This is a genomic window from Collinsella aerofaciens (assembly GCF_039062315.1).
GTDB lineage: Bacteria > Actinomycetota > Coriobacteriia > Coriobacteriales > Coriobacteriaceae > Collinsella > Collinsella aerofaciens_BG.
Window position 1 is genome coordinate 1 of record NZ_JBCJBG010000017.1, and the last position, 26,173, is coordinate 26,173.

The window sequence follows — 26,173 nt, forward strand, 5'->3', positions numbered from 1 at the left end:
TGGCTTGGCGTCAGCATGCCGCGATTCGGTCGCACGGAGAGCATTTCCCAATTGACAAAACTATAGGAACACCCCCCTGCGGAAAGATTGGGGAACTAAGCCCTCGTCCCTCCCAAGTTGACCTTCTCGAGGTCGTCGCCCTTGTGGCGTTAGGACTGCGAATTTGGGATGGGAGGGTTACTTGGTTGTTAGGGTTAACAGGTCGTTGGGGGTTTTGAGGTTGTAGGTGGCATTTGGGATATCTTGGTGTGATCCCCATGCTGCTCTGGCAAAACTGACCCCTGCTGAAGTTGCGCATTGTTCGTCGTAGACGGTGTCGCCAACGTAGACGACGTTGCCAGGATTCGCGCCCGTACGCCGGAGATATTCGAGCATGGGAGCGGGTGCGGGTTTATGTTCGGTTGTGTCTTCGACAAGGATGATGTGCTCAAAATACTTATCGAAGCCAAGGGGTGCAATTTCTTCTGCGTATTCGTCGCGCGCACGTGAGGAGACGATGCCAAGTTTGCAGCCGTTGTTGGCGAGTGTTGCGATGACTTCAAGCAAGCCTGGAAACACGCTGATGGTGCTTTTAAAGCTGGCAGCAACTTGGCACCAGCGATTCAACGTTGCCTGCGAGTAGATTCCAAGTTTCTCAAGGGCATCCTTGCCGGGTATGCCGAGGGCAAATTCAAGCTCGTGTCGGGGGAGCGTTTTGCCGGTCTCTTCTTGGACAATCTGGACAAGCGATGATAGAACGCTTTCTTCTGTATCTGCCAATGTCCCATCAACGTCAAATACGATATGGTCAAAGTGCTTCATATGGTTGCTCCTCTCTGTTGTTTGCCTGCAAGTTTGATGCGGTGACAGAAGAAAGGCTAGCGGGATTTCTGCCTGGTGCTATCGAGATTCTGCCTCGCTGCTCGATAGCTCGAAGGAGTGCACCCCATTTGTTCTTTAAATACCTGGCCAAGATGGCTTGCTGTCGCAAAGCCGCATTGGCGCGCGACCGTCTGTACCGTTCGCGTGGTGTGTGCCAAGAGCTTGCAAGCACGGTTTACGCGGTATGCGCGCAGATATGCCGCCGGGGTCGTTCCTGCGCAAGCTTCGATAATGCGGTAACACTCTCTTTCGCTTACGCCGGCTGCAGATGCCATCTGGGGCACATCTATAGCGGCTGCATAGTTTGCGCGGATATAGTCCAGGATTGCCTTGAACTGTACGTCGCGGTTGGTCATCCAAGAGGCGTTGTCGGAGGAAAAAAGCGGTTCGGCCTTGGCGTAAATCTGAATCCAGAGCTCTGACAAGCTATTCCGAAGCGCCATCTCGTTCTGCGGCCGTTGAAGGTCGTGGTTAAAGGAACTCTTTAGCAAATCGATAAAGGGCATATCGTCGGGGTTGGTGGGCGACCATTTGAGCACATCGACGCCTCGACATTGCAGCAAAGGATTGATATAGCGCTTTTGAAGGCGTCCCGCGGGATCGCCGAGCATCGACGGCTGAAAGATATGCAACATTTGAATGGCTGGTGCCGAATTGGGTGATTGCAGCGTGCTGTGCAAAACGCCGCCGTTGATAAAGCCGGCAGACCCTTCCTCAAAGCGTACGTGCTCATGAGCCGCGCGCGTTCGATAGTCAATCGCTCCCTGCTCCATGTAGAAAAGCTCAACTTCGGAATGCCAGTGCCAGGGGACGGAATTGCCCGGATAGCGAGCGAATTCTGCGCGTTCGGCAATATAGGGCCAGTCTTCGGCGGTCTCGGGAAACGCTTCCTCGCGTCCTCCGCGGTGCAATTCTATGTGATCCATGTTTCGCATGGCATCAGTATAAAGCGCGATGGGCTTAGATTGCTCTTGCCTGTTCGGGGAACGCCTTGTCTAGGGATGCTTGGAGCTTTTCGAACGATGCTCGCAAGTTGTGGCTCTGGTCGGTTGAGCGTTTGGCTTTTGTGGTGGGGGAGTCGAGGAGGCTGTCTCTCTGTGTCGGGGGGAAGGAGAAAAGGTCTGCATGTTTTAGGGATGGCTGCTGTGTTGCGTCATTGGAAGAATGCATGCTTATGCGGCCTCCTCGATGTCCACCAAAAGGTTGCGCACGGGGTGTGCTGCTAGGTCCCGTGCGTTGGCAGTATTATGCCGCGGCTGCTGCAAAGAAGCGCTAAAGAAAGGCTTAACCTGGTTTGGTATTACGATGAAACTGCAGGTCAGAGGTATCGAGTAACACTTTTGAAAGGTTGGGGGCTTAAGGGCTTTCTAAGGTTTGTGGCGCGGATGTGGCTCGCCTGTGTGGGGCGTGTGGATGGCTCGTTCCTAGCGCTGCGGCTCTGCGGCGCGCACCTGCTCGATGACCTTTTCCATCGTGGCGTCGATGCGGTCTTTTTTGAGCTCGCATTCCCAGATGGTTATGGGTGTCCAGCCCATTTGGGTGAGTGCGTTGATGGCTGCTCGGTCGCGCTCGACGTTGCGACGGAACTTTGCCTCCCAAAACTCAACGTTGCGCTTGGGCTGGCTAGGGTTGCACTTGGGGCAGCGGTGCCAAAAACAGCCGTTGACGAAGATGGCGATCTTGCGTCCGGGGAAGGCGATATCGGGTTTGCCGGGTACCTTCCATTCCAAGCGATAGCCTGTAAGGCCCGCGGCGCGCAGACGCTGTCGTACGAGCAGCTCGGGCTTGGTGTTGGCGCGCTTGTTGCCCTTCATGGACTTTTTGATGGCGGCGCGACGGCGGACCAGTTCGCGCTCGTCAGCGGAGAGGTCCGAGGTATCGATGCCGTCGAGCAAGCCGGGCTTGGGACGCTTCTTGCTGCGGCGCTTAGGTGCGCGCTTGGGCTTGGTGGCGGGTTTGTCGGCTGTGTTGGGCGTGGCGTCATCGGCGGAGCTTGCCTCAAGCCGATCTTCCTTCAACTCAATCAGAGCATCAATGAGCCCCTTGTCGGCGGGCATCCATTCCACCGTAGCAAGCGAGGTGCGCGGAATCCAGCGGATATCGAGTTGGCGGTCATGCTTCTGGGGCTCATCGGATTCATCGGCGAGCGAGCAGTAGTAGCACTCCATGGAGAGATGAAAATCGGGGTAGTCATACTCAACGGTATAGAAATCGCGCAGGTTGGTAACTTTTACCTGCAGCTCTTCCATGAGCTCGCGGCGCACGGCGTCCTCGGGCGTCTCGCCGCGCATGAGCTTGCCACCGGGGAACTCCCAAAGTCCCAGCATGTCGCCATAGCCGCGCTGCACGGCAAGCAGCTCGTCAGATCCTTCCTTGCGAATGATCCCAGCGGCAACATGAACAGTCTTCAACAGGAGTCCTCTCTCAACATCAACACGCGGCAGGTTAGCTACCCGTACCTTACACAACGGTAAGGCAAGCGTAAGCCATATCGATGGTAGCCGACTCGTCTTCTTGCGACTATAGATGCCGTAGACTAATTGCAAGAAAGGACTCGGTATGCAAACCACGCACATGGCGACCCCGGTACTGGAGGTCGCACATCTCGAAAAGGTATATGGAGCGCTGGGCAACGTGACCCGCGCGCTCAACGACGTCAGCTTTACCGTCAACCGCGGCGAATTTGTTGGCATCATGGGCGCTTCGGGCTCGGGCAAGTCGACGTTGCTCAACTGCGTGTCGACCATTGATAGCGCCACGAGTGGCACGATCCGCATCAACGGGCAGGACGTGACGCGCATGAAGCAGGCTAAGCTTTCGCAGTTCCGCCGCGAGGAGCTCGGCTTTATCTTCCAGGACTCCAACCTGCTCGATACGCTCACGGCACGCGAGAACATCGCCCTGCCGCTCACCATCGCCCGCACAAACTCGGCAGAGATCTCGACCCGCGTGCAGGATGTGGCAGCGCGCCTCTCCATCAGTCAGGTGCTCGACAAGTATCCCTACCAGATGTCCGGCGGTCAGCAGCAGCGCGTTGCCGCGGCTCGCGCGCTCGTCACCGACCCCACCATGATCATGGCCGACGAGCCCACCGGCGCCCTCGATTCTAAAAGCGCTCGTCTGCTGCTCGAGAGCCTGGAGGCCCTCAATCGCCGCCTGCACGCCACGGTGCTCATGGTCACGCACGACAGCTTTGCCGCCAGCTACACGAGCCGTGTGCTGTTTATTCGCGACGGCAAGATCTTCACCGAGCTGCGCCGCGGCGACACCGACCGCCGAGAGTTCTTCGACCGCATTATGGAGGTCGTTGCCATGATGGGCGGTGAGGGCTCCGATGCTCTGTAAACTCGCTTGGGGCAACGTCCGCCGCGCCGGCCGCGACTACCTCGTCTACTTGCTGACGCTCACCCTGGGCGTCACGGTCTTCTATGCCTTTAACACCATCTCGATGCAGGTCGACATCGCCGGAATCGATGAAGAGGGCTTGGCACAGGTTATGGGCAGCATGCTCGGCGACCTGACGTACTTTTTGGCCGGTGTCATGGCCTTTTTGATGGTGTATGCCAATAACTTCATCATGAAACGCCGCAAGAAGGAGTTTGGCCTGTACCAGGTGCTCGGCATGGGGCGCGGGCGCGTCGCCACGATCATGGCGCTCGAGACGGTGATTGTCTCGGTGGTGGCCTTTGTCGCCGGCATTGTGCTGGGTGTGGGACTCTCCCAGCTCATGACGTTCTTTACGGCCTCGCTCTTTAAGACACAGATCGCCAATTTCCACTTCTTTTTCTCGGTGCATGCGTTCAACCTGACCCTTGCTTGCATGCTCGTAATGTTTGTGCTCACGCTACTGCTGAACCTTCGCGCCGTGCGTCGTACAAAACTCATCGAGCTTACGGGTGCCGAGCGTCGCAACGAGAGCATCAAGACACGCAACCCCTGGATTGCGATTGCCATCTTTGCCGTGGGCGTGGCGCTTGTGGGCGTGGCCTATTACCGTCTGCTACGTGATGGGTTCCCGCTAACCGCGACGGACAGCAAGCTGCAAGAGGCCATGAACCAGTTTGGTATTACAACCGCTATGGTTACCGTGGGCACCTTTGCCCTGTTCTGGGGACTCTCAGGCATGCTCATCAAGCTGCTGCAGAGCCTGCGCGGCGTGTATTGGCGCGGCCTCAACATGTTTACCGTGCGCCAGCTTGCGGCCAAGGTCAACACGGTGTGCTTTTCGATGGGCGTCATCGCGATGCTCCTGTTTTTGGCCATCACCTCGGTGACGTGCGGTATGTCGATTGCCAACGTGATGAACGAAAACCTGGAGCGCTATAACCCTGTTGACGTGTCACAGACGTATGTCTATTACACGCCCGATACGCTCGACTACTACAAAGAGTATGTCAATCCGTCTGAGGCCGATCGCATGGTGCTGGCCGATACAACGGTCGATTTGTACTCCGCATGGCACGGCAAGGGCAAGTCGGCGGACAACAACGACGAGACCGGCAAGAAGGTCAATATCGCCGATGTTGCCGGTGAGCATGTGCAGATCGATTCGTATCTGAGTTACCCGTTTGGCGGTTCGAACCCTTCGGTGTCTGCGGGTGAGATGTGCAAGACCATGGGCAAAAGGCTTCCCAAGGCGCTCGGGGGTAGCAATGCCGATACGATGGGTCTGTTTGTGACGCCGGCAAGCCAGTACAACAAACTGCGCCAGATGATGGGCGAGGAGCCGGTGAGCATTGGCCGCGACCAGTACCTGCTTACGTGTGATATGGGCGGTGAGCTGGGCGACCTGTACACCAAATACATGGCCGGCGGCCATACCCTTACCTTGGGCGGGCATGAGCTCAAGCCCGCAACCGATAAGTCGGACAAGGACACGGCGGCCATCGCCAACTCGGCGATGGGCAGTAATCCGGGTACCGTCGTCGTTGCCGACGAGCTGTTGTCCCAACTTAATCTGCAGCCGTATTCCAGTAGCCTGCTCGTTAATTACAAACAGGGGATGGATACGACCGAGGCAGACGAGAGCATTAAATACACTGTGCTCGACAATCTGCTCGTTGACGGCAAGGAGCCGGGGTCATGGGGAATCTTCATCACACGCTCCGTGATGTACACGCAAGCAGCGCAAATGAACGGTCTTATTAGCTACCTAGCCATCTACATCGGCTTTGTATTGGTCGTTGCATGCGCGGCGATTCTGTCGATCCAGCAACTCTCCAACGTGGCCGACGGCAGCCGCAGCTATCGCGTGCTGGCGCAGATCGGCTGCGACGACCGCCAGATCCGCCATTCGGTGATGGCGCAGCAAGCGGTATTCTTCCTGTTCCCGCTGGCAGTGGGCCTGGCGCACTCCTTTGTGGCACTTAAGGTGATCATCGAGCTGGTGAGCATTTTCGGAAATATGAGCATCGGCGGCACCGTGGGCCTCACCTGCGCAATCTTCCTGGCAGCATACGGTGGCTACTTCCTGGTGACCTACCTCATGAGCGCCGGCATGGTACAAGCTGCCATCGCTACCCGCTACAGCGAGTAACAAGCGGGCAAAACGGTCGCAAAATCAGAGGCGTATGACCGCCGCGAAGGGACCAGGGGCCCTTTCGCGGCGGTTTTTGCCAATCTGGTGCGTCTCAGATACAAGTGAGTAGACTTTTTTGAACCTGCCGAGCACATCGCGACAAATGCTCAATAAAACCGCAGGTCAGAGCCGTGGCGTTTTAGGGTGTGCTTAGACTCCTGCAAAAAGCCTACTCACTTGGTTTTTCTGCTAGAAGACCGCCGCGAGGGAAGGCAACTCCCTTACGGCGGTTTGGACGTTTGCCCAGATAGTCGTTGGGGACGTCCCCAACGGCTACCCAAGGAGTGTCCCAAACTGCCGGCAGAAAAGGAGCGTCCCTAACTGCCACATCAAACGAAAGGGCGCCGACCTTCTGGTCGCGCGCTTGAAGTTGAACGTCAGATTGTCCAAATGCGGCCCGCGCAGCGTCGAGCCGTTACGGCGTTTGGTAAAACCGCGTAACTAAATACGCTCCGCGATCTCGTGGATGAGGTAGTCGGTCTTTTCCCAGCCCAGGCACGGATCGGTGATCGACTTGCCGAAGACGCCGCCATCGACCGGCTGGTTGCCGTCCTCAAGGTAAGACTCGATCATAAAGCCCTTGACCAGCTTGGAGATGGACTCGTTGCGGCGGCAGCTGTCGAGCACTTCCTTGCAAATGCGATACTGCTCCAGCGGACGCTTGCCCGAATTGTCGTGGTTGCAGTCGATGATCGCTGCGGGATTGGCATAGCCGGCGTGCTCGGTGTAGCGTTCGGCCAGGCGCTCCAGGTGCTCGTAGTGGTAATTGGGGTAGGTGCGCCCATCGAGACCGATGTAGCCACGCATAACGGCGTGCGCGAGCGGATTGCCGTCGCACTCGACCTCCCAGTTGCGGAAGATGAAGCTCTGGTGCGCCTGCGCGGCGTAAATGGAGTTGAGCATAACGGTGGTAGAGCCAGCAGTGGGATTCTTCATGCCGACGGGTACCGAAATGCCGCTCGACACCAGGCGATGCTCCTGGTTCTCGACCGAGCGTGCGCCCACGGCAACATAGCTCAGCAAGTCGACGAGGTACTGGTAGTTGGAGGGATAGAGCATCTCGTCGGCGGTGAAGAAGCCCGTTTCCTCAATAACGCGCAGGTGCATATGGCGGATTGCCTTGACGCCCTCGAGCAGGTCATCGGGAGCCTCGGGATTGGGGTTGTGCAGAAGACCCTTGTAACCGGTGCCCTTGGTGCGCGGCTTATTGGTGTAGACGCGCGGAATGATGATGAGCTTGTCCTTGACCTCCTCGGCGGTCTTGGCCAGTCGGTTCATGTATTCGAGGACCGAATCCTCGCGGTCGGCAGAGCACGGGCCGATGATGAGCACCTTGCGTGCGTCCTCGCCGGTAAAGACTTTGGCGACCTCGGCGTCAAATGCCTGCTTTTTGGCGGTAAGCTCGGCAGAAAGCGGCATTTCCTCGCGGATCTCCATGGGGATCGGCAACTTGCGTTTGAATTCCATGGCCATAGGGGCCTCCTCAATCTATAGAAAGAGCAATAAGCGTATTGTTGAGTGTTCGGCATTATCCGCTGTCGCACGCTAAAGTGCAAGCCCTTGTTACCCCGAAACCCGCAAAAGGGGACAGGTTTATTTTGGCAGGTTTTATCTGGGTAAACGTCGGAGGATGTCGGGAGGGAGTGGCGCCACGGGGCATCGTCTACGACATGCCGCGGCAGAAAGTATCAACGAATTCGTCGTAGGCGTCTGTCTGAAGGAGCCGCATGGTGTTCTCAACGTTACTAAAGACCTCGATGATAAGGTCGAGCACGTCTCGGAAAAGCCCCATATCGTCCTGTGTGATGCCGATCATGAGAGCAAAGCGAATGTCGTGCCGTCCCCAGGGGATGGGCGTGTCGCAATGCGCGACGGCGATAAACGAACGTTTCGGGTAGACCGAAATCGCGTGTGGCACGGCAAGGCAATCGGTGAATGCTGTGGAGGAAACTCCTTCGCGAAGATGGACGTCTGCAACATAGTCGGCATCGACATAGCCAGCGGCGATTGCGGCAGTACCGAGCTCGTCGATGCAGGCTGCGGCGTTCGTCGCGTTGACGTTGCGACAATAGAGCTCCGGCTTAATCAGATGACGCAGCAGCGTGCGCGCATAGTTGTGGCGATGCTTTTCTTGGATGCGGGCCAGCCGGTCGCGCACCTTGCGCAGGTTCTGCTTGGTGAGGATGGGTCCGATCAGAATCTTCTCACATCCGGCGGGGACGGTCACATCGATGGTGGTAATGACGGCGTCGCATTCGGGCGGCTCGGAGAGATAACGGTCGCAGCTCATGATCGAGATAATCTGCGCTTCGTCTTTGAGTGCGATCTCTAGGTCGTCGACGAGTTTATGCGCGAAGTCATGGTAGTCCTCGACGATTACCGTGCAGGTGAGAAGGTTGTTGGGTGCCGCGACACGCTCGAAATACGCGCCGATGTGAAACGCAACGAACGCGATTTCATTTTCGCCGATTTCGACATTCATGACGGTCGAGAACCGGTGCGTTAAGTAGACGGCCATGTCGTAGACGGGCGCGTATTCGCTCTTGATCTGTGAGGCGAGCGGGTTGGGATAGCTTACGTGGTAGACGGCGCGTTGGTAGGCGTTGAACATGTGAAGCACGAGTTGCAGTCGCATGGGTTCGTCGATGAAGTGTGGAATGTTGTAGCGGGCGCCCGTTTCGTCGAGGATCTCGAGCACGGTATCCACGAATGCTGGGTCGATGATGCTTGCCAGCTTTTCGAAATCGAGCTCGCGGTATTCGACGCGTTCGATCGAAAGCGCCAACAGCAGGAGGATTTGCTGGAAGTCAGCGCGGGGAATCTCGCAACCGAACTCCTGCTCGAAATAGGACGCAATATGCTCCGCACAGCGAACGATTTGGTCGCGTTGGGAGAGCTGCGCTACGAGGCCGTCACCGTCGATGGGGCCATCGACTTCGCTGAGCTCGTTGTTCGAGGTGAGGCGGATGATGATTACCATGAGATGGACGAGCAGGTTGGAGAGCGCGTAGTCGTTGATGAAGAGTTCGGATCGCTGGCAGATTTCGACGAGGCTCGCAAGGATCTGCTGGACGTCGAAATTGGGGAACATACTCTCGAGCGTGCGCGTCGATGAGAAATATCCGTAAGAGTTATGGGTGGCGATGTGCCCGAGTAGTTTGCGCTTGTTGCGCTCGAGGCCAGTGAGGCTTACCTTGAAATCATGCGTCTCGACGAATAGATTGAACCGGCCGGCGAGTTCGCGTACCTCGGGCATGACGGCGCTCGCAAGCGTGCTTTCGGATATGCAGAGCTCGGCGGCAAGATCGAAGACCGAGAGCGGTTCCCGAGCGTTGACCAGGTGCGATGCTACATAGTTGCAGCGGGCATCGATGCCGATGCCGCCCGTGGGTTCCCCGCCCCGCTCGGGTGCGGACTTAATGCTGGGGCACGCCGGTGAGGAAAGGGCCTCGTCAGCATGTGCTAGGCGGTAGCCTTCCTTAGACGATTCGATGATTGTGTCGCCCTGACCGTTGATCTCGGTCACATAGTTGCGGATGGAACGCTCACTTGCGCCCAGCATGGTGGCGAGCATGGAGGCGGAGACCCATGAAGTGGCATGCTCCAGAATATCGACCATGCGGTTGATTCGGTTTTGCTTTGCGCTTGCCACGGCCGACTCCCAACGAGATAGAAGCGTGCGCCCGCCGAGGGCGCATCCCACGGGGCATGAAGCGCCCCGATGTTGTCATCATGCGCCATGGTATCGCAGAGGGTCGTGGGCGAAAAAGTCTCAATTTGCCGCATGAACGGAAAGACTGCGGCATTGCCGCTATGGCGGAAAACCTGACACTTTGCCGCCATGCGGCAAAAAGAGGGTTCGCGGCAGGGTAGGGGCAGGCCGTATAGTGCAGTCACGGTCAAGGGAAGCCGGGTCGACACGGTCTCCCCAAACGTACGAGGACCGAGGCGGCAACCGAGCCGCTGCGGACTCGTTTATTGGGAAAGGAGTACCCCTCATGGCAGACGAGAACGGATGCGTCAGAATTCTCCTCGCTTGCGGTATCGGCGCTTCGACGGGTTTCATGGCCGCCGGCATGCGCAAGGTGGCAAAGTCCAAGGGACTCAACTGCACCATTAAGGCAGTCAGCAAGTCCGAGATTATGGATTACGCCGACAAGATTGATGTCCTTCTGCTTGGTCCGCACTTCGCCTCCGAGGTGCCCGAGATCCAGGCGCAGGTGGCGTCTCATGGCGTGAAGGTCATGGCCATCGACCCGGATTACTATGCGGCACTCGACGGCGAGAGCATCCTCGAGGATGCTTACGACCTGCTTGACGAAGACTAGGAGGGGACAACATGCTGCAAAAGTTCATGGAAGCGGTCCAGGCGTGGATCACCGAGCATGTCGTCCCCGTGATGAACAAGCTTACCTCAACTTATTGGTTCGGCGTCATCTCAGACGCGGTCCTCTACATCGTTCCCTTCTCTATGGTTTCGGCAATCCCGAGCCTTTGGAACATCATCCGTCGTTTTGTCCCGACGCTCCCCGATCTGTCGCCGCTCACGACGTTCAGCTTCGGTCTCGTTGGCCTGTTCATGGCGTTTATCATTCCGCACAACGTCGCGGTTAAGGAAGATCGCAAGGACCGTAGCATGATCGCCGGTTTCACCGGTATAGGCGCCTTCATGCTGTGTATGAACCCTACGATCACTGAAGACGGTTACGTTTTCCAGATGGCCAAGTTCGGCGCCGGCGGTATGTTCACCGCCATGGTTGTGGGCTTTGTCGTGGGCTTCATCTACAAGCGCATGGCTCGTATGACGTTCTTCTCGGAGGACAGCATGGTCCCCGACTTCGTCAAGAACTGGTTCGATAACATCATCGCCGTCTTGCTGTCGCTCTTCGTTGCGTGGCTTTTCACCAACATGCTTCAGGTTGACGTCTTTGGCGCCGTTGCGATCATTCTGTCGCCCGTCACCGGCTTTGCCCAGACGCTCCCCGGTACTATTGCGATTCCGCTCGTCATGGACACCTTCTATTTCTTCGGCATCTCCGGCTGGGTCTTCTCGCCCATCCAGCAGTCCATCCAAAAGTCCGCCCTTGCCGAGAATATGGCTGCATATGCCGCCGGCCTTACCCCGACGAACATCAACGCCTACGGCATTACTCGCTACATCATGATCGGCGGCGAGGGCGCCACGCTCCCGCTGGCTTTCTACATGCTTTTTGCCAAGTCTAAGAAGAACAAAACGCTCGGTCGCGCCACGATCGTCCCGTCTCTGTTCAACATCAACGAGCCGCTCGTGTTCTCTACGATCGTTGCCAACCCCTTCATGTTCATCCCTATGGTGCTTCAAGCCATCATTCTGCCGGCCAACGCCTATCTGTGGATGAGCATGGGCTGGGCGAGCCTTCACGTTGAGAATTTCGACATGAACTTCCTGCCCAATGCTGTCTCGGCGTTCTTTATGTCCGGTGGCGACATTCGCAACGTTGCCCTGGTTTGCGTGAACCTGCTGATCGCCGCGATTCTCTGGTTCCCGTTCTTCAAGGCGGCCGACAACTATCAATGCAAGGTCGAGGAAGAGAAAGCAGCTGAAAAGGCAGCCAAGAAGGCGGCGAAGAAGGCCGCCAAAGAGGCTGCTGCCGTAGCCGCCGTCGCCGAGTAGGCGAGACACCGGGGCCCATTGCCCTGGATTACGTAATCATTCGATGCCCCGGTTGTGGAAACGACCGGGGCCACAGGAAAGGAGACCGCGATGGCCGAGGAAGAGCCCATTAACATTCCCGCCGTTGCGATGAGCGTCATCATCAACGCCGGCGACGGCCGTGCCTGTATCGATAAGGCGATGGATGCCCTGGCAGAGTTCGATTTCGACGCGGCAGAGGCCCACCTGGCGGAGGCCGACGAGAAGATCCTCGAGGCCCATAAGTCCCAGACCGAGATGATCCAGCGTCAGGCCGGAGGCGAGGAGGTCGAGTACTCGTTGCTCTTTGTCCACGCCCAAGACACGCTCATGACCATCAGTGCCGAGCTGCACATGGCCAAGAAAATGATGCCCGTCGTGCGTGCACTCGCCGCGAAGTAGCGCCGTGAAAGCCGCGCGCGTTTCTAAATTCAAAACGACTCGTTACCTATTGATTCCGACCATTGAGAGATGAGGACATAGCATGATTGATCTTTCTACTTATGACTTTGGCGATGCCTTCCCGGAGGGCTTCCTCTGGGGCGGCGCCACGGCGGCCAACCAGGTCGAAGGCGCCTGGAACGAGGGCGGACGCGGACCGGCCGTCTCGGACTACGTCATCCTGCTCGACCGCGAGACGTGTGCCCGCGAAGGCATTGTCGAGGGCGGACCGCTCAACTCCGTGACGCGTCAGTCCCTTGCCGCTCGCAAGGCAAACGAGATGGCCTACGACTTTCCCAAGCGTCGCGGCATTGATTTCTACCACACCTACAAGGAGGACATTGCGCTCCTCGGCGAGATGGGCTTCGGCGTCTTCCGTATGAGCATCTCCTGGAGCCGTATTTTCCCAAACGGTGACGACGCGCTGCCTAACGAGGAGGGTCTGGCCTTCTACGATAAGGTGTTCGACGAGTGCCACAAGCACGGCATTGAGCCCATGGTTACCCTCAACCATTTCGATATGCCGCTCCACTTGGCAGAGGAGTATAACGGTTTCGCGAGCCGTCACGTTGTCGACGCTTTCGAGCATTACGCGGAGACGCTCTTCCGCCGCTACAAGGGTAAAGTCAAGTACTGGATGACCTTCAACGAGATTAACCACGTGTATGCCAACCCCTGCACCTGCTGCGGCGTGATCTGGGATGAGAAGGAAGACGGCTCCAACCCCTATGCTGGGCGCTGGCCCGAGAAGTTCCAGGTCGCGCACAACCAGCTTGTCGCGTCCGCCAAGGCTGTCATCAAGCTGCGTGAGATCGACCCCGAGGCACATATTGGCAACATGCTCTGCCGTCTTGAGAACTACGCCGAGACTTCCAAGCCCGAGGATCAGCTCCAGGTGCTGTTTGAGGACCACTTCAACTGGTTCTTCACCGATATCCAGGCCAAGGGCGAGTACCCCTACTACGTAAAGCGCTTCTTCCGCGACTACGGTGTCGACATCAAGATGGAGGACGGCGATCTCGAGACCCTCAAGGCCGGCGTGGTGGACTACATCTCCATCAGCTACTACATGACCTACATCATGCGCTATAAGGGCAAGATTTCCCCCGAGCCGAGCGGTAAGCTGCTTACCGAGATCAAGAACCAGTACCTCGAGATGACCGAGTGGGGCTGGCCGATCGACCCCGTGGGCTTCCGCATCACGCTCAACCACATCTACGATCGCTACCACCTGCCGATCTTTATTGCCGAGAACGGTAACGGCATGACCGAGAACCGCGACGAGAACGGTTATTGCGACGACGACGCGCATATCGAGTACATGAAAGAGCATGTCGAGCAAATGCACCAGGCGATTCTCGACGGTGTCGACGTCTTTGGTTATGCCTGGTGGGGCCCCATCGACCTGATCAGCTCCGGCACCTCCGAGATGACTAAACGCTATGGCCAGATTTCGGTCGATCAGGACGACCATGGCGACGGCACCGGCAAGCGTGGCAAGAAGAAGAGCTTCTTCTACTACAAGAAGCTCATCGCCAGTAACGGCGCCGACACCGCGAGTGACAACATCGTGGTCGAGTAGCTCGGCCCCTTCGCCGGGATGCCTGTAGGGCGGGTGTCCCGGCGGCTTTTGGAAACCTTGATCGAAAGAAGGACTCGGATGTATTCAAAGACCACGACCGTTGTAAACGCAAGCGGCATCCATGCCCGCCCTGCCTCATTGTTTGTTCAGAAGGCATCCGGGTTTGGAAGCAAGGTGACCGTGCGCAACGTTACCAAGGGCAGCGACCCCAAGGATGCTAAGTCGATTCTCATGGTTATGGGTTTGGGGATGGCGTGCGGATGCGATGTCGAGATTGCGGCCGATGGTGCCGACGAGCAGGCCGCCGTCGATGCGCTGGTTGAGCTGATCGAGAGCGGTTGCGGCGAGTAACCGCAAGGCTTTGATGAGAGGGGAGAGGGCGATGGCTCGAGGGTTTCGTGGGGTGACGACAATCGTTCGCCGGCAGGAGGCTCGCCGGTCCATGTTGGCGCTTGCAGGCGTGGCCTGCGCGTATGCGGGGATGCTTGTACTTATGGAGGCGACGACAGGTGCGGTCGCGCCGCCGCTCGTGCCCGTAGTGTCATCAATCTCGCTTTTCGTTTCAATCGCCGGTATCGCATTGGTGATTGCATTTGAGGTCCGCGCGTATCGTGCACTCACGGAAGCGTGTGACGCTGAGCCCCAAATGGGTGACAAGATGCTGCTCGGTGCCGCACTTTGGTTTTTGGGCGGTCTGCCCCAGGCATTCGTGACGCTACTGCGCACCGTAGCGATTACTGGCACGCTCGATATCAAACAGACGCTCATCCAGATCGGCGTGACGCTGACCCTGGCACTCCTTGCCTGGCCACGTTATCGCGATTGCTTCTAGGTTGTTTTAAAGCGCGCAATGGCAAAAGATGGCCCGCTGATTCTGCGTAATCAGCGGGCCATCTTTTTGTAGTTATGATATTGGGCTTACGCCGCCTCGTCGAACTGCGAGTTATACAGGTCGGCGTAGAAGCCACCCTGGGCGAGTAGCTCGTCGTGTGTGCCCTTCTCGACGATGTCGCCGTCGCGAATTACCAAGATTACGTCGGCGTTGCGGATCGTGGACAGGCGGTGCGCGATGACAAAGCTCGTGCGGCCCTGCATCAGCGCATCCATGGCGCGCTGAATAAGCTCCTCGGTGCGGGTGTCGACGTTGGAAGTCGCCTCGTCCAAAATCAGCGCCGGACGGTCGGCCAAAATGGCACGGGCGATGGTCACGAGCTGGCGTTGACCCTGCGACAGGTTAGTGCCCTCTTCGTTGATCATAAAGTCGTAGCCGCCGGCGAGCGTATGGATAAAGTGGTCGCAGCGTGCGGCGCGTGCGGCGGCCTCGACCTCGGCGTCGGTCGCATCGGGGCGTCCGTAGCGGATGTTTTCGCGGATGGTGCCGTTAAACAGCCAGGTGTCCTGCAACACCATGGCAAACTCGCCGCGCAGCGCCGCGCGGTCCCAGTCGCGCACGTCGACGCCTTCGACGCGCAGCGAACCGCCGTCCACGTCGTAAAAGCGCTGCAGCAGCTTAATGAGCGTGGTCTTGCCGGCGCCGGTGGGGCCGACGATGGCAATGGTTTGGCCGGGCTTAGCCTCGCAGCTAAAGTCGTGGATGATGGTCTTGTCGGGCGTGTAGCCAAACTTGACATGGTCAAACTCCACGTGGCCGGGGCGCTTCTCGGGAATCTGCGCGTCGGCCTTCTGCTTCTCCTCGGGCGCGGCCAGGAACTCAAAGACGCGCTCGGTAGCGGCAGCCATCGACTGCATCGTGTTGCTCACGTTGCCCAGCTGCTGCACGGGTTGCGTAAAGTTTCGAACGTACTGGATAAAGCTCTGGATGTCGCCGGGCGTGGCATTGCCGGTCAGCGCGAGCTGCGCGCCCACCACGACGACGCCCACGTAGCCCATGTTGCCCACCAAGCTCATAAGCGGCATCATCAGGCCCGACAGGAACTGCGAGCGCCAGCCACTAATAAAGAGGCGGTCGTTTTGACGGTCGAACTCTTCAATCGAGGCCTCGGCGCGGTCGAACACCTGAATGACGTTCTGGCCGGCAAAGTCCTCCTCGATAATGCCGTTGACGGCGCCCAGAACCTGCTGTTGCTCGCGGAAGTACGGCTGCGAGAAGTGAATCATCACGGTCAAGATAATCGCGGCGGCCGGCAGCGTGAGCACGGTGACGCCGGTAAGCGGCAGGCTGATCGAAAGCATCATGACGAGCACGCCGATAATCTGCGTCACCGACGTGATGAGCTGCGTCACGCTCTGGTTGAGCGACTGACCCAGCGTATCGACGTCGTTGGTGATGCGGCTGAGTACGTCTCCCTTGCTGTGGCCGTTGAAGTAACTCATCGGCACGACGGCAACCTTGGCGGCGATTTCCTTGCGCATGCGGTAGCAGATCTTTTGCGTGACGCCGGTCATGAGCCAGCCCTGGACCAGGCTGCAGACAGAGCTCGCCAGATACAGGCAGAGCAAAAAGCCGAGCGTCTTGGCGATCCAGTCAAAGTCAACGTCGCCGGTGCCGTTGACCTTGGCGACCAGGCCTTCGAACAGCTTGGTCGTAACCTGGCCGAGCACCTTGGGTCCCACAATGTTAAAGATGACCGAGCACACGGCAAAGGCGACGGCGGCAAACACGGCAATCTTGTGTTGGCCGATATAGCCGAGCAGCTGCCTCATGGTGCCCTTAAAGTCCTTGGCCTTTTCGCCGCGACGCATGCCGCCCATGCGGCCCATGGGACCACGTTGGCGGGTGGGCTTGGGAATCTGAGTCTTGGTCTCGTCTGCCATTAGCGCTCGCCTCCTTCCATGACGGCTGCAATTTCTTCTTGGGTAAGCCCCAGCTCCTCGGCGGAAAGCTGCGACTGTGCGATCTCCAGATACGCCGGGCAGCTGCGCAGCAGCTCCTCGTGCGTGCCGGTGCCCACTACGTGGCCGTCGTCGAGCACGATGATCTGGTCGGCGTGCATGATGGTCGCGATGCGCTGGGCTACGACCACGAGCGCGGCGTCGGTAACGTTTTTGGCCAGCTCCTCGCGTAGGCGCGCGTCGGTCTTGTAGTCGAGGGCACTAAACGAGTCATCGAACACCACGATCTCGGGCTTTTTGGCCAACGCGCGGGCGATGGCCAGACGCTGGCGCTGACCACCCGAAACATTGGAGCCGCCCTGGCTGATAGGGGAGTCGTACCCGTCCTCGCGCTCGGCGATAAAGTCCTCCGCCTGGGCGACGCGTGCTGCCTGGCGCATATCCTCGTCACTCACCATGTCGCCCGCAAACTTGAGGTTGCTCTCAACGGTACCCGAGAACAGACGACCCTGCTGCGGAATATAACCGATGCGGCGGCGCAGCTCGGAAAGGGTCATGTCGCGCACGTCGATACCGTCGAGCGAAATGCTGCCGCCCGTGACGTCGTACAGGCGCGGAATCAGCTGCACGAGCGTGGACTTGCCCGAGCCCGTGGAGCCAATAATGCCGAGCATCTGACCGGCATGCGTGGTGAAGTTCACGCCGCTGATGACGTCGGCGCGGGCATCGGGATACTGGAAGCTCACGTCGCGGAAGGTGAGCTCGCCGCGCGGCGCGCTGGCAGCAGGCAGTTTGGGCGAGACAGGGTCGTTGATACTCGTAGGGCAGGTGACGACCTCTTCCACGCGCTCGGCTGCGACCTCGGCGCGGGGCAGGATGACCGAAACCATGGTGAGGATCATAAACGCCATGACGATCTGCATGGTATAGGAGATAAACGCCATCATGTTGCCGACCTGCATCACGCCGTCGGACACGCCCTGCGCGCCAAACCAGACGATAAGCACGGTGATGCAGTTCATGACGAGCATCATGAGCGGCATCATAAAGCTCATGGCGCGGTTGGTGTAGAGCTGCGTGGTCATCAGGTCGAGCGAAGCCTTGTCAAAACGCTCGAGCTCATGCTCCTCGCGGTTGAACGAGCGGATGGGCATAAGGCCGTCGAGCAGCTCGCGGGCGGTAAGGTTCACGCGGTCAACAAAGCTTTGCATCTTTTTGAACTTGGGCATGGTGAGGCCCATAAGCACGCCGACGACGGCCGAGACCGCGATGATGGCAACGGCGATGGTCCACTCCAGGCCGGTATGGTTGGCCAGGACGCGCATGACGGCGACGATGCCCATGACGGGGGCCATCAGACACATGCGGATAAACAGAGTTGCGGCCATCTGGATTTGCTGAATGTCGTTGGTGCAGCGGGTGATGAGCGAGGCCTGGCTAAACTTGCCCACCTCGGCCGGCGAGAAGTGCATAACCTTGTTGAAGGTCTCGCGGCGCAGGTCGCGGGCGATGGAGCAGGCGGTGCGCGAAGCCACGGCACCGGTCAGGATGGTGGCGACGAGCGACACGAGGCACAGTCCAAACATCGTGGTCGCCATGCGGCTCAGGTAGGCGTTCTGCACGTCGGCGGGGTCGATGCCCTGCGCCTTGTACTCGTCCTGTACATAGCTCACGGCGCGCTGGGTGACGATGGAGCCCGACATGGAGCCCATTTTGTCCGCCATTTGGTTGGCGCCCTCGACGAGCTTGCCCTGGTCGATTAGGCCGCCTTCAACGCCTAGACGCAGGCTCTTCATGGTGATCTTGCCACCGTCGGCATCAATCTGTTTTTGCATGTTCTGCGCCGCAGCGGCCTTCTGCTGCATCTCGGCGAGTTGCTCGGGCGTCATCGCCGCCATCTGCTCGGGCGTGGGCATGGCCTGGGCGCCGCTGTTGTCTTTCTCACCGGACGTGCCCATCATGTCACCCATGGAGTTGGCGTCAATACCCTGGTTGAACGAAAGGACGACAGTCTCGGGCAGGCTCATGATGTCGGCAATCTTGCCGCCGTCGGCACGCTCCTCCTCGGTGCCCTTGTACGTTCGAATGCCGTTATTGTCCGCCTTGCTAAACACGGCCTCCACAGCCTTGGCGTCCTTGGCGCTCATAAAGAGTTCGAGGTCGTCGAGCGATTCGGCGCGAATGGTGTCGGGCACGGGCGAGGCGATGCCGCCTTGCTGCACGCCCACGTCGACGATGTCGCTCATATAGGTAGGCAGCGCCAGATCGGCGTTGCAGCTGATTACGATAAGTACGATAGCTGCGAACAGTGCCAGGACATGCTTTTTAAAGAGCTTGAGAATCCTCACTCGGCATCTCTCCTTTCTTGGTTGTGGTCGATAATTTCGTTGGCACGTCTTAGAAGACGCACCATCTCTTGGGTATCTGTTTCGCCGAACTGCTCGAGGAAGGCCGCGGTGCGGTCCTCGAATTCCCGACGCTTGATTTCGAGATCATGGAATCCCTTGTCGGTCACCGTGACGTGTACGCGACGACGGTCGGTCTTTGAGTGCTCGCGCTCGACCCAGCCCTTGGCTTCGAGAGCGCGTAGGATATTGGCGATGCGGGCACTCGAGACCCAGGCGCGATCTGCGAGTTCGCTCGGCGTGAGCGAACCGCCAGCGAGCATGAGGGCGCGCATGACGGCCATCTCGCCGCCGAGAGCTTTGTCCGCAAAGCGCGAAACGCGCTGATGCATGCTGCCAAACTCGGTAAGGAGTTGGCGTCCAAGCTCATGGAAATCGGTATCTTCCACCGAAAACCCCTAACACTAGAAACTATTTTCGGTGGAAGATGATACCCCTGCACGCGCGCCCTATACGGAAGATTTTTGGGACATGCCTAGAAAACTGCCTTTAGGCGATCTCCGTACACCGTCGGTGCCAGCAAAGTTAAGGGCAGATCTCTAGGCATGTCCCAAAAACTACCTGGTTGCTAGGCAATATAAAGAACGCATAAAGAATTAAAATCATTCAAGAATTGCAGCGTTTCAAAGAACTATCATGCACGCGGTTAGGCGAGGGGTTGTCACCACCATGACGACTGGGACTCATATAATCGCCACGTGCGATGCTCCAACTTCCCGCGAGGAGACACCTTATATAAAGGGGGATGGAGTCATGGCATTTGACTTCACGGGCAAGACCGCGATTGTCACGGGCGGCACTCAGGGCATTGGCCTCGAGATCGCCAAGGGCATCGTCGCGGGCGGCGGACATGTCGCGCTCATCGCAAGGAACGCTGCTAAGGGCGAGGCCGCTGTGGCCGAGCTTGGCGAGGGCAACAAGTTTTATCAGCTCGATGTCGCTGATGCGCCCAAGGCGCGCGAGACCGTCGAACAGATTTTCGCAGACCTGCCGCAAACCAACATCCTGATTAACTGCGCTGGCGTTATCAGCACCAAGAAGTTCGACGAGATCGATGACACCGAGTGGCGTCGCACCATCGACATCAACCTCAACGGTACCTTCACTATGATGAATGCCGTGTACCCGCACTTTAAGGCGGCCCATGCCGGCACTATCGTCAACGTGAGTTCCGTTGCGGGCAAGATCGGTGGTGGCCTGCTCGGCACCGCTGCCTACGCCAGCTCCAAAGCAGGTGTTAACGGTCTAACCAAGGCAGTCGCCAAGGAAGGCGGCAAGTTTGGCGTCCGCTGCAACGCTGTATGCCCGTCGCTCACGTTGACCGATATGACCTCGATTCTTTCTGACGAGAACTCTCAGCGCATCATTAACGGTATCCCTCTGGGCCGCGCCGCCCAGGCCAGCGAGCCTGCACAGATGGTGCTGTTCTTCGCTTCCGACCTTGCCAGCTTCGTAAACGGCGAGATCGGTGACTGCGACGGTGGCATCGTTCTGGACGGGTAATACCCCGCGACGATTATTCGGCGACGGCTCCTGCGACTCGGGACCGTCGCCTTCTTTCTGACAAAGGAGCGTGCGGCCGCGTGCGGCACGCATCAAAAGGAGATATAAATGAGTGAATCGACTGCGGTGGAGGCGCCGGCAACAAAAGAGCCGTTCTTTAAGATGTCCACCATCCCGGGCGCCAATATCTTGGTGCCGCTTCTGTTGGGCTGCCTGCTCAACACGCTATTCCCCGACCTGTTTAAAACGCTCGGTAGCTTTACGCTCGGCATGACCCAGCAGGGCGCAGGCCCGCTTGTTGGCGCCTTTTTGCTCATCGTCGGTACGACGATTTCGTTTAAGAGCGCTCCTGCCGCCGCTGCCCGCGGCGCCATTATCATTGCCGTCAAGCAAATCGTGGTCGTTGCCGTGTCGCTGCTCATCCTTTATGTGTTCAACGACAACTTGTTTGGCATCTCTGCCATGGTGATGCTGGCCGCTTGCACGGGTGCCAACAACGCTATGTACGCTGGACTGATGGGCACCATGGGCAACGAGGCCGAGCGTGGCGCCGTCGCCATCACCACGCTCGTTGTCGGCCCTCCGGTTACTATGATCGTGCTCGGCGCCGCCGGTCAGGCTCCGATTGGCTGGTCGCTCGTGGGCGCCATCCTGCCGATCGTCGTCGGTATTATCCTGGGCAACCTGTTCCCCAGCTTTAAAAAGATGATGGCTCCTGCGCTTTCCGCCATCATCGTGCTCGTCTTCTTTGCCATGGGCTCGACCATGACCTTTGGCCAGCTCATTAATGGCGGTCTTCCCGGTATTCTGCTCGGCGTGATCTGCTCTGTGGTCTTTGCAATTCCCGTCATCGCGGTCGATAAGCTCACGGGTGGCACGGGTGTCGCAGGTGCAGCCATTTCGAGCTGCGCCGGAGCCAATGTGGCCACGCCTGCCGCCATGGCGAGCGTCAACGCGGCCATGTACGGTGGCGCCGTGCTCGCGACGGCTACGGCGCAGGTTGCAGCATGCGCTATCGTGACGGCCATTTTGACCCCGCTCGTTACCAGCTGGTGCTACAAGCATTTTGAGGGCCAGCAGAGCAACGGCAAGGCAACGACCGACAAGGCCTCCGCAGCCGCCTAATGCCAAGCGGCAATCAAAGCTAAAAAATAGCCACGCCACAGGGCGGCCGCAGGGGAAATCCCGTGGCCGCCCTTCAGTTTCTGAAGGGTCCCTGGGACACTTTATCCTGGTAAAGCTGGCATAACAGCTAGAGTGACGGACGTATAAAGGCAAGGAAAAAAACCAAACAAATCGGTGAACGGTAGTTGTTCACGCTCGCATTTCCTGCGGGTTTGTAAAAAACGCCCTTATGATATAAAAAAAGAAACATATAACAGCCCAGATGAAGGGGGTCGCTATGTTATCCTTCTCAAACGGGTGAAATCTTGGGTTTTGGGTTGTAGTTCCAAGGTGGACAAACGTTTTTCCTGCACCAACGTGTGGTGAAGAACGGAAGAAGCCGGTAGTGCAAGCCGAAAATTCAAGAATTCAATAAGCAGCGGTGTGAGAGAGCGCCGCATTACACGTAACTAGGAGCGTGGTTACACAATGCAGGAGGCATGGGAAGGCTTCAAGGAAGGCATCTGGACGGGAGAGGTTGACGTCCGAGACTTCATCCAGAAGAATTACACCCCCTACGAGGGCGACGAGTCGTTCCTCGTCGGCCCGACCGAGCGTACCAAGGAGCTGTGGGGCGAGGTTCTCGACCTGCTGCTTAAGGAGCGCGAGCAGGGTGGTGTCCTCGATATGGACACCAAGACCGTCACGGGTATCGTGAGCCACCCCGCTGGCTACATCGATAACGCCCACCGCGAGAAGGAGACCATTGTTGGCCTCCAGACCGACAAGCCGCTCAAGCGCGCTCTGCACGTCAACGGTGGTATCCGCATCGCTTGCCAGGCTGCCAGCCAGCACGGCTACAAGGTCGACGAGAACGTTGTCGAGCGCTACACCTTCGAGCGCAAGACCCACAACGCTGGCGTCTTCGATGTCTACACCCCCGAGATGCGTGCTTGCCGCTCGGCTCACATCATCACCGGTCTGCCCGATGGCTATGGCCGCGGCCGCATCATCGGCGACTACCGTCGTGTCGCCCTGTACGGTGTCGACTACCTGATCAAGGACAAGGAGGCCCAGAAGGCTTCCACCCCGACGGTCATGACTGCCGACAACATCCGCGACCGCGAGGAGCTGCAGGAGCAGATCCGCGCCCTCGGCGAGCTCAAGATGATGGCCGAGACCTATGGTTTCGACATTTCCAATCCTGCTGCCAACACGCAGGAGGCCATCCAGTGGATGTACTTCGCCTACCTTGCTGCCGTCAAGGAGCAGAACGGCGCCGCTATGTCCATCGGCCGTACCTCTACGTTCATTGACATCTATGCTGAGCGCGACCTTGCCAACGGTACCTTCACCGAGGAGCAGATCCAGGAGTTCGTGGATCACTTCATCATGAAGCTCCGCATGGTCAAGTTCGCCCGTACTCCCGAGTACCAGGCCCTGTTCACCGGCGACCCGCAGTGGGTCACCGAGTCCATCGGCGGCATGGGTGTTGACGGCCGTACGCTCGTTACCAAGATGAGCTACCGCTACCTGCACACGCTCGAGAACATGGGTACCAGCCCCGAGCCCAACATGACCGTTCTGTGGTCGACCCGTCTGCCCGAGAACTTCAAGAAGTTCTGCGCCAAGACTTCTGTCGCCAGCTCCTCGATCCAGTACGAGAACGACGACCTCATGCGCGTCTATCACGGCGACGACTACGGCATCGCCTGCTGCGTGTCCTCCATGCGCATCGGCAAGGAGATGCAGTTCTTCGGCGCCCGTGCCAACCTGGCCAAGTGCCTGCTCTACGCACTCAACGGCGGCGTCGACGAGGTCTCCAAGAAGCAGGTCGGCCCCAAGTACCGCGCCGTCGAGGGCGATACGCTCGATTACGACGATGTTGTGGCCAAGTACAACGACATGATGAAGTGGCTCGCTGGCGTGTACGTCAACTCGCTGAACATCATTCACTACATGCACGACAAGTATTGCTACGAGCGCATCCAGATGGCTCTGCACGACAAGCACGTGCACCGCTGGTTCGCTACGGGCATCGCTGGCCTTTCCGTCGTGGCTGACTCCCTGTCCGCCATCAAGTACGCCAAGGTCCACCCCGTCCGTGACGAGAACGGCATCATCGTCGACTTCGAGACCGAGGGCGAGTTCCCCAAGTACGGCAATGACGACGACCGCGTCGACCAGATCGCTCACGACGTTGTGCACCAGTTCATGGAGTACATCCGCATGAACGACACCTACCGCAACTCCGTGCCCACGACCTCGGTTCTGACCATTACCTCCAACGTCGTGTACGGTAAGAAGACCGGCTCCACGCCCGACGGCCGCAAGGCTGGCCAGCCGTTCGCCCCGGGTGCTAACCCCATGCACAAGCGCGATAGCCACGGCGCCATCGCTTCGCTGTCTTCGGTTTCCAAGCTCCCGTTCCGCGATGCTCAGGACGGCATCTCCAACACCTTCTCCATCATTCCGAGTGCGCTCGGCAAGGAGGACCAGGTGTTCTTTGGCGATATCGACCTTGATCAGCTGGGCGAGTAACTATTGTTAGTGCTATACTAACAATAACGATTACTGATTAGCGCGCCGGTTTCGGCCGGCGCCTGTCAATCGAAGGAGACACATTATGAAGGTTTCTGAAGTTTCCGAGACTCAGGCCGATAACCTGGTCCACATGCTCGACGCTTACGCCGAGAAGGGTGGCCACCACCTGAACATCAACGTCTTCAACCGTGAGACGCTGCTCGACGCTCAGGCTCACCCCGAGAAGTACCCGCAGCTGACCATCCGCGTTTCCGGCTATGCCGTGAACTTCCACACGCTCACCAAGGAGCAGCAGGACGAGGTCATTTCGCGTACCTTCCACGACAAGTTCTAAAGGGGTTTAACTCCCGCAGGATCGCCGGGCCGCTTTGGGTTACTTTCCAAAACGTCCTCGGACATGCAAAGAGCTCCGCTGCGCGCTTCGCGCGGCGGAGCCCTTTGCGTCCTGCGGAAATGTTTTGGAAAGTAACCCAAAGCGGCCCGGCGGGGGTCCTGTGTAGTCACCCTTTAGGCGGAACTCTCCTAATTATTTGGATGAGTCGTTTACTTACTTGTGCTGTTACCGTCTTCCCGCTGTTGTTGGGGTATGCTTTGTTCGTATGTAAACGTTTGACATGTTGATGGGGGAGGGTGCTATGGCTCGCGAGGGCGCTCGTTCTAAGGATTCTGCTAAGCCTGGCATCAAGGAAGTTGCAGCGGTGGCGGGGGTTTCGCCTACTACGGTATCTCGCGTGCTTAATAATCGCGGCTATATTAGCCAAGAGACCCGCGATAAGGTCCATGCCGCGATGGAGCGCATCAACTATACGCCCAACGATATCGCCCGTGCCATGCTCAACGGTCGCCTGAATCTTATCGGTATGATCGTTCCCTTTGTGAGCAGCCCGTTCCATGCTCAGGTTGTGCAGGCGGTCGAGCGCACGTTAGCGGAAAACGGCTTTAAGATGTTGCTGTGCAACAGCGCCAATCGACCTGATCTTGAGCGTTCCTATATCGACATGCTCCGCCGCAATATGGTCGACGGCGTAATCGTCAACTCCCTCAATATCGGTGCTGAGGCATATGCCGAGATGGGCTTGAGCCTGGTTGGCATCGACTGCGATCTTGGCGAGGGCTCTGTCCAGATTGCAAGTGACAGCTATGGCATCGGCGAGCTCGCCACGCGCCGTCTGATTGATGACGGCTGCAGGCGTATCCTGTGCCTGCGCAGCAATAGCCGCATGCGCATGCCTGCCAATAAGCGTACCGATGCCTACCTCGATGTTGTTGAGCAGGCCGGTTTGTCCGCGCTTGTCCGTGAGGTTGAGTTCGTTAAGCCCGACGACGAAAAGGGCGCGGTCGTTGCGAAGATCCTCGATGAGAACCCCGATATTGACGGCATCTTTGCGGGAGACGATACGATGGCGGCCATCTGTCTCAACGTGATGAAGCAGCGTGGCTTGAGCGCTCCAGACGATATTAAGGTCGTGGGCGCGGATGGTGCCCGCCGAACTATGACGTTTATGCCTGACTTAACAACCGTACGTCAAGATATCGATCGCATCGGAGAGCTCGCGGCGCAATCCATCATCGCTCTTATTAACGGCGATAATCCCGAATCGAATATCAAGCTCCCCGTTGAACTCATTGAGGGCAAAACCGCGTAGTTCATCCTGTGCCAAAAGAATTCCTCAAACGCCTCCGATGACCGT

The 26,173-nt window shown here is 58.2% G+C and carries 21 protein-coding genes; 13 read left to right on the plus strand and 8 right to left on the minus strand.

The features are described 5' to 3' along the window. Nucleotides 1-177: 177 nt before the first annotated feature. The 3 genes from ABCP74_RS07970 to vsr form a co-directional block, all read right to left on the minus strand. Nucleotides 178-801 (minus strand): HAD family hydrolase, encoded by a 624-nt coding sequence (locus ABCP74_RS07970; protein WP_343001481.1) that lies wholly within the window; start codon nucleotides 799-801, stop codon nucleotides 178-180. Nucleotides 802-857: 56 nt separating this feature from the next. Beyond that, the gene (locus ABCP74_RS07975) at nucleotides 858-1,787 is read right to left on the minus strand and encodes an AraC family transcriptional regulator (RefSeq protein ID WP_343001482.1); all 930 of its coding nucleotides are present in this window, start codon (nucleotides 1,785-1,787) and stop codon (nucleotides 858-860) included. 498 nt (nucleotides 1,788-2,285) lie between these two features. Next, a complete protein-coding gene (gene vsr, locus ABCP74_RS07980; RefSeq protein ID WP_343001483.1) occupies nucleotides 2,286-3,272 on the minus strand; it encodes a DNA mismatch endonuclease Vsr in 987 nt (328 codons plus the stop codon). Nucleotides 3,273-3,420: 148 nt separating this feature from the next. Here vsr and ABCP74_RS07985 point away from each other — a divergent pair, with 148 nt between their 5' ends. Together ABCP74_RS07985 and ABCP74_RS07990 are read left to right on the plus strand one after the other, a co-directional pair. After that, nucleotides 3,421-4,206, plus strand: coding sequence for an ABC transporter ATP-binding protein (locus tag ABCP74_RS07985; protein WP_343001484.1), 786 nt, complete (start codon nucleotides 3,421-3,423; stop codon nucleotides 4,204-4,206). Beyond that, complete coding sequence (locus ABCP74_RS07990; protein ID WP_343011771.1) at nucleotides 4,196-6,397, plus strand: FtsX-like permease family protein; 2,202 nt, start codon at nucleotides 4,196-4,198, stop codon at nucleotides 6,395-6,397. Before ABCP74_RS07985 ends, ABCP74_RS07990 begins: the two co-directional genes overlap by 11 nt. Before the next feature lie 483 nt (nucleotides 6,398-6,880). Here ABCP74_RS07990 and ABCP74_RS07995 read toward each other — a convergent pair whose 3' ends face one another. After that, on the minus strand, nucleotides 6,881-7,912 hold the full coding sequence (locus ABCP74_RS07995) for a 3-deoxy-7-phosphoheptulonate synthase (RefSeq protein WP_343001488.1): 1,032 nt from the start codon (nucleotides 7,910-7,912) through the stop codon (nucleotides 6,881-6,883). Nucleotides 7,913-8,102: 190 nt separating this feature from the next. Further along, the gene (locus tag ABCP74_RS08000; RefSeq protein ID WP_343001490.1) at nucleotides 8,103-10,091 is read right to left on the minus strand and encodes a BglG family transcription antiterminator; all 1,989 of its coding nucleotides are present in this window, start codon (nucleotides 10,089-10,091) and stop codon (nucleotides 8,103-8,105) included. Between the two features lie 346 nt (nucleotides 10,092-10,437). Between ABCP74_RS08000 and ABCP74_RS08005 the strand changes: the two genes are divergently transcribed. From ABCP74_RS08005 to ABCP74_RS08030, 6 genes are all read left to right on the plus strand, one after another. Beyond that, nucleotides 10,438-10,767 carry a PTS sugar transporter subunit IIB gene (locus ABCP74_RS08005; protein ID WP_343001491.1) on the plus strand — a complete coding sequence of 110 codons (330 nt, stop codon included), beginning with the start codon at nucleotides 10,438-10,440 and terminating at the stop codon, nucleotides 10,765-10,767. A gap of 11 nt (nucleotides 10,768-10,778) precedes the next feature. After that, a complete protein-coding gene (locus tag ABCP74_RS08010; RefSeq protein WP_343001492.1) occupies nucleotides 10,779-12,092 on the plus strand; it encodes a PTS sugar transporter subunit IIC in 1,314 nt (437 codons plus the stop codon). Between the two features lie 90 nt (nucleotides 12,093-12,182). Continuing rightward, nucleotides 12,183-12,512, plus strand: a complete 330-nt coding sequence (locus tag ABCP74_RS08015) for a PTS lactose/cellobiose transporter subunit IIA (RefSeq protein WP_343001493.1) — start codon at nucleotides 12,183-12,185, stop codon at nucleotides 12,510-12,512. A gap of 82 nt (nucleotides 12,513-12,594) precedes the next feature. Then, nucleotides 12,595-14,133 (plus strand): glycoside hydrolase family 1 protein, encoded by a 1,539-nt coding sequence (locus ABCP74_RS08020; RefSeq protein ID WP_343001494.1) that lies wholly within the window; start codon nucleotides 12,595-12,597, stop codon nucleotides 14,131-14,133. A gap of 78 nt (nucleotides 14,134-14,211) precedes the next feature. Continuing rightward, entirely contained in the window at nucleotides 14,212-14,484 is a 273-nt protein-coding gene (locus ABCP74_RS08025; RefSeq protein ID WP_343001495.1) for an HPr family phosphocarrier protein, read from the plus strand. Between the two features lie 31 nt (nucleotides 14,485-14,515). Beyond that, complete coding sequence (locus tag ABCP74_RS08030) at nucleotides 14,516-14,965, plus strand: hypothetical protein (protein ID WP_343001496.1); 450 nt, start codon at nucleotides 14,516-14,518, stop codon at nucleotides 14,963-14,965. Nucleotides 14,966-15,051: 86 nt separating this feature from the next. Here ABCP74_RS08030 and ABCP74_RS08035 read toward each other — a convergent pair whose 3' ends face one another. The 3 genes from ABCP74_RS08035 to ABCP74_RS08045 are packed head-to-tail and all read right to left on the minus strand — an operon-like array spanning nucleotide 15,052 to nucleotide 19,720. After that, nucleotides 15,052-16,908 carry an ABC transporter ATP-binding protein gene (locus tag ABCP74_RS08035; protein ID WP_343001497.1) on the minus strand — a complete coding sequence of 619 codons (1,857 nt, stop codon included), beginning with the start codon at nucleotides 16,906-16,908 and terminating at the stop codon, nucleotides 15,052-15,054. Beyond that, entirely contained in the window at nucleotides 16,908-19,274 is a 2,367-nt protein-coding gene (locus ABCP74_RS08040) for an ABC transporter ATP-binding protein (RefSeq protein WP_343001498.1), read from the minus strand. Before ABCP74_RS08040 ends, ABCP74_RS08035 begins: the two co-directional genes overlap by 1 nt. Next, complete coding sequence (locus ABCP74_RS08045; RefSeq protein WP_343001499.1) at nucleotides 19,271-19,720, minus strand: MarR family winged helix-turn-helix transcriptional regulator; 450 nt, start codon at nucleotides 19,718-19,720, stop codon at nucleotides 19,271-19,273. The genes ABCP74_RS08040 and ABCP74_RS08045 overlap by 4 nt, the downstream gene beginning before the upstream one ends. A 364-nt stretch (nucleotides 19,721-20,084) precedes the next feature. On the opposite strand from ABCP74_RS08045, the gene ABCP74_RS08050 reads away from it, so the two are divergent. From ABCP74_RS08050 to ABCP74_RS08070, 5 genes are all read left to right on the plus strand, one after another. Beyond that, nucleotides 20,085-20,834: an SDR family NAD(P)-dependent oxidoreductase gene (locus ABCP74_RS08050; RefSeq protein WP_118066227.1), complete on the plus strand. Its 750-nt coding sequence runs from the start codon at nucleotides 20,085-20,087 to the stop codon at nucleotides 20,832-20,834. Nucleotides 20,835-20,942: 108 nt separating this feature from the next. Continuing rightward, entirely contained in the window at nucleotides 20,943-21,959 is a 1,017-nt protein-coding gene (locus ABCP74_RS08055; RefSeq protein WP_343001500.1) for a 2-keto-3-deoxygluconate permease, read from the plus strand. 468 nt (nucleotides 21,960-22,427) lie between these two features. After that, nucleotides 22,428-24,479 (plus strand): formate C-acetyltransferase, encoded by a 2,052-nt coding sequence (gene pflB, locus ABCP74_RS08060; protein ID WP_343001501.1) that lies wholly within the window; start codon nucleotides 22,428-22,430, stop codon nucleotides 24,477-24,479. An 85-nt stretch (nucleotides 24,480-24,564) separates the two neighbouring features. Beyond that, nucleotides 24,565-24,816 carry an autonomous glycyl radical cofactor GrcA3 gene (gene grcA3 / locus ABCP74_RS08065; protein WP_117583521.1) on the plus strand — a complete coding sequence of 84 codons (252 nt, stop codon included), beginning with the start codon at nucleotides 24,565-24,567 and terminating at the stop codon, nucleotides 24,814-24,816. A gap of 301 nt (nucleotides 24,817-25,117) precedes the next feature. Beyond that, the gene (locus ABCP74_RS08070; RefSeq protein WP_022094949.1) at nucleotides 25,118-26,128 is read left to right on the plus strand and encodes a LacI family DNA-binding transcriptional regulator; all 1,011 of its coding nucleotides are present in this window, start codon (nucleotides 25,118-25,120) and stop codon (nucleotides 26,126-26,128) included. Nucleotides 26,129-26,173: the final 45 nt, after the last annotated feature.

Excerpts from the sequence above, each read along its gene's own strand:
- ABCP74_RS07970 (WP_343001481.1), bottom strand. The coding sequence starts at position 801 with ATGAAGCACTTTGACCATATCGTATTTGACGTTGATGGGACATTGGCA.
- ABCP74_RS07975 (WP_343001482.1), bottom strand. The coding sequence starts at position 1,787 with ATGGATCACATAGAATTGCACCGCGGAGGACGCGAGGAAGCGTTTCCC.
- ABCP74_RS07985 (WP_343001484.1), top strand. The coding sequence starts at position 3,421 with ATGCAAACCACGCACATGGCGACCCCGGTACTGGAGGTCGCACATCTC.
- ABCP74_RS07990 (WP_343011771.1), top strand. The coding sequence starts at position 4,196 with ATGCTCTGTAAACTCGCTTGGGGCAACGTCCGCCGCGCCGGCCGCGAC.
- ABCP74_RS07995 (WP_343001488.1), bottom strand. The coding sequence starts at position 7,912 with ATGGCCATGGAATTCAAACGCAAGTTGCCGATCCCCATGGAGATCCGC.
- ABCP74_RS08005 (WP_343001491.1), top strand. The coding sequence starts at position 10,438 with ATGGCAGACGAGAACGGATGCGTCAGAATTCTCCTCGCTTGCGGTATC.
- ABCP74_RS08010 (WP_343001492.1), top strand. The coding sequence starts at position 10,779 with ATGCTGCAAAAGTTCATGGAAGCGGTCCAGGCGTGGATCACCGAGCAT.
- ABCP74_RS08015 (WP_343001493.1), top strand. The coding sequence starts at position 12,183 with ATGGCCGAGGAAGAGCCCATTAACATTCCCGCCGTTGCGATGAGCGTC.
- ABCP74_RS08020 (WP_343001494.1), top strand. The coding sequence starts at position 12,595 with ATGATTGATCTTTCTACTTATGACTTTGGCGATGCCTTCCCGGAGGGC.
- ABCP74_RS08025 (WP_343001495.1), top strand. The coding sequence starts at position 14,212 with ATGTATTCAAAGACCACGACCGTTGTAAACGCAAGCGGCATCCATGCC.
- ABCP74_RS08030 (WP_343001496.1), top strand. The coding sequence starts at position 14,516 with ATGGCTCGAGGGTTTCGTGGGGTGACGACAATCGTTCGCCGGCAGGAG.
- ABCP74_RS08035 (WP_343001497.1), bottom strand. The coding sequence starts at position 16,908 with ATGGCAGACGAGACCAAGACTCAGATTCCCAAGCCCACCCGCCAACGT.
- ABCP74_RS08050 (WP_118066227.1), top strand. The coding sequence starts at position 20,085 with ATGGCATTTGACTTCACGGGCAAGACCGCGATTGTCACGGGCGGCACT.
- ABCP74_RS08055 (WP_343001500.1), top strand. The coding sequence starts at position 20,943 with ATGAGTGAATCGACTGCGGTGGAGGCGCCGGCAACAAAAGAGCCGTTC.
- pflB (WP_343001501.1), top strand. The coding sequence starts at position 22,428 with ATGCAGGAGGCATGGGAAGGCTTCAAGGAAGGCATCTGGACGGGAGAG.
- grcA3 (WP_117583521.1), top strand. The coding sequence starts at position 24,565 with ATGAAGGTTTCTGAAGTTTCCGAGACTCAGGCCGATAACCTGGTCCAC.
- ABCP74_RS08070 (WP_022094949.1), top strand. The coding sequence starts at position 25,118 with ATGGCTCGCGAGGGCGCTCGTTCTAAGGATTCTGCTAAGCCTGGCATC.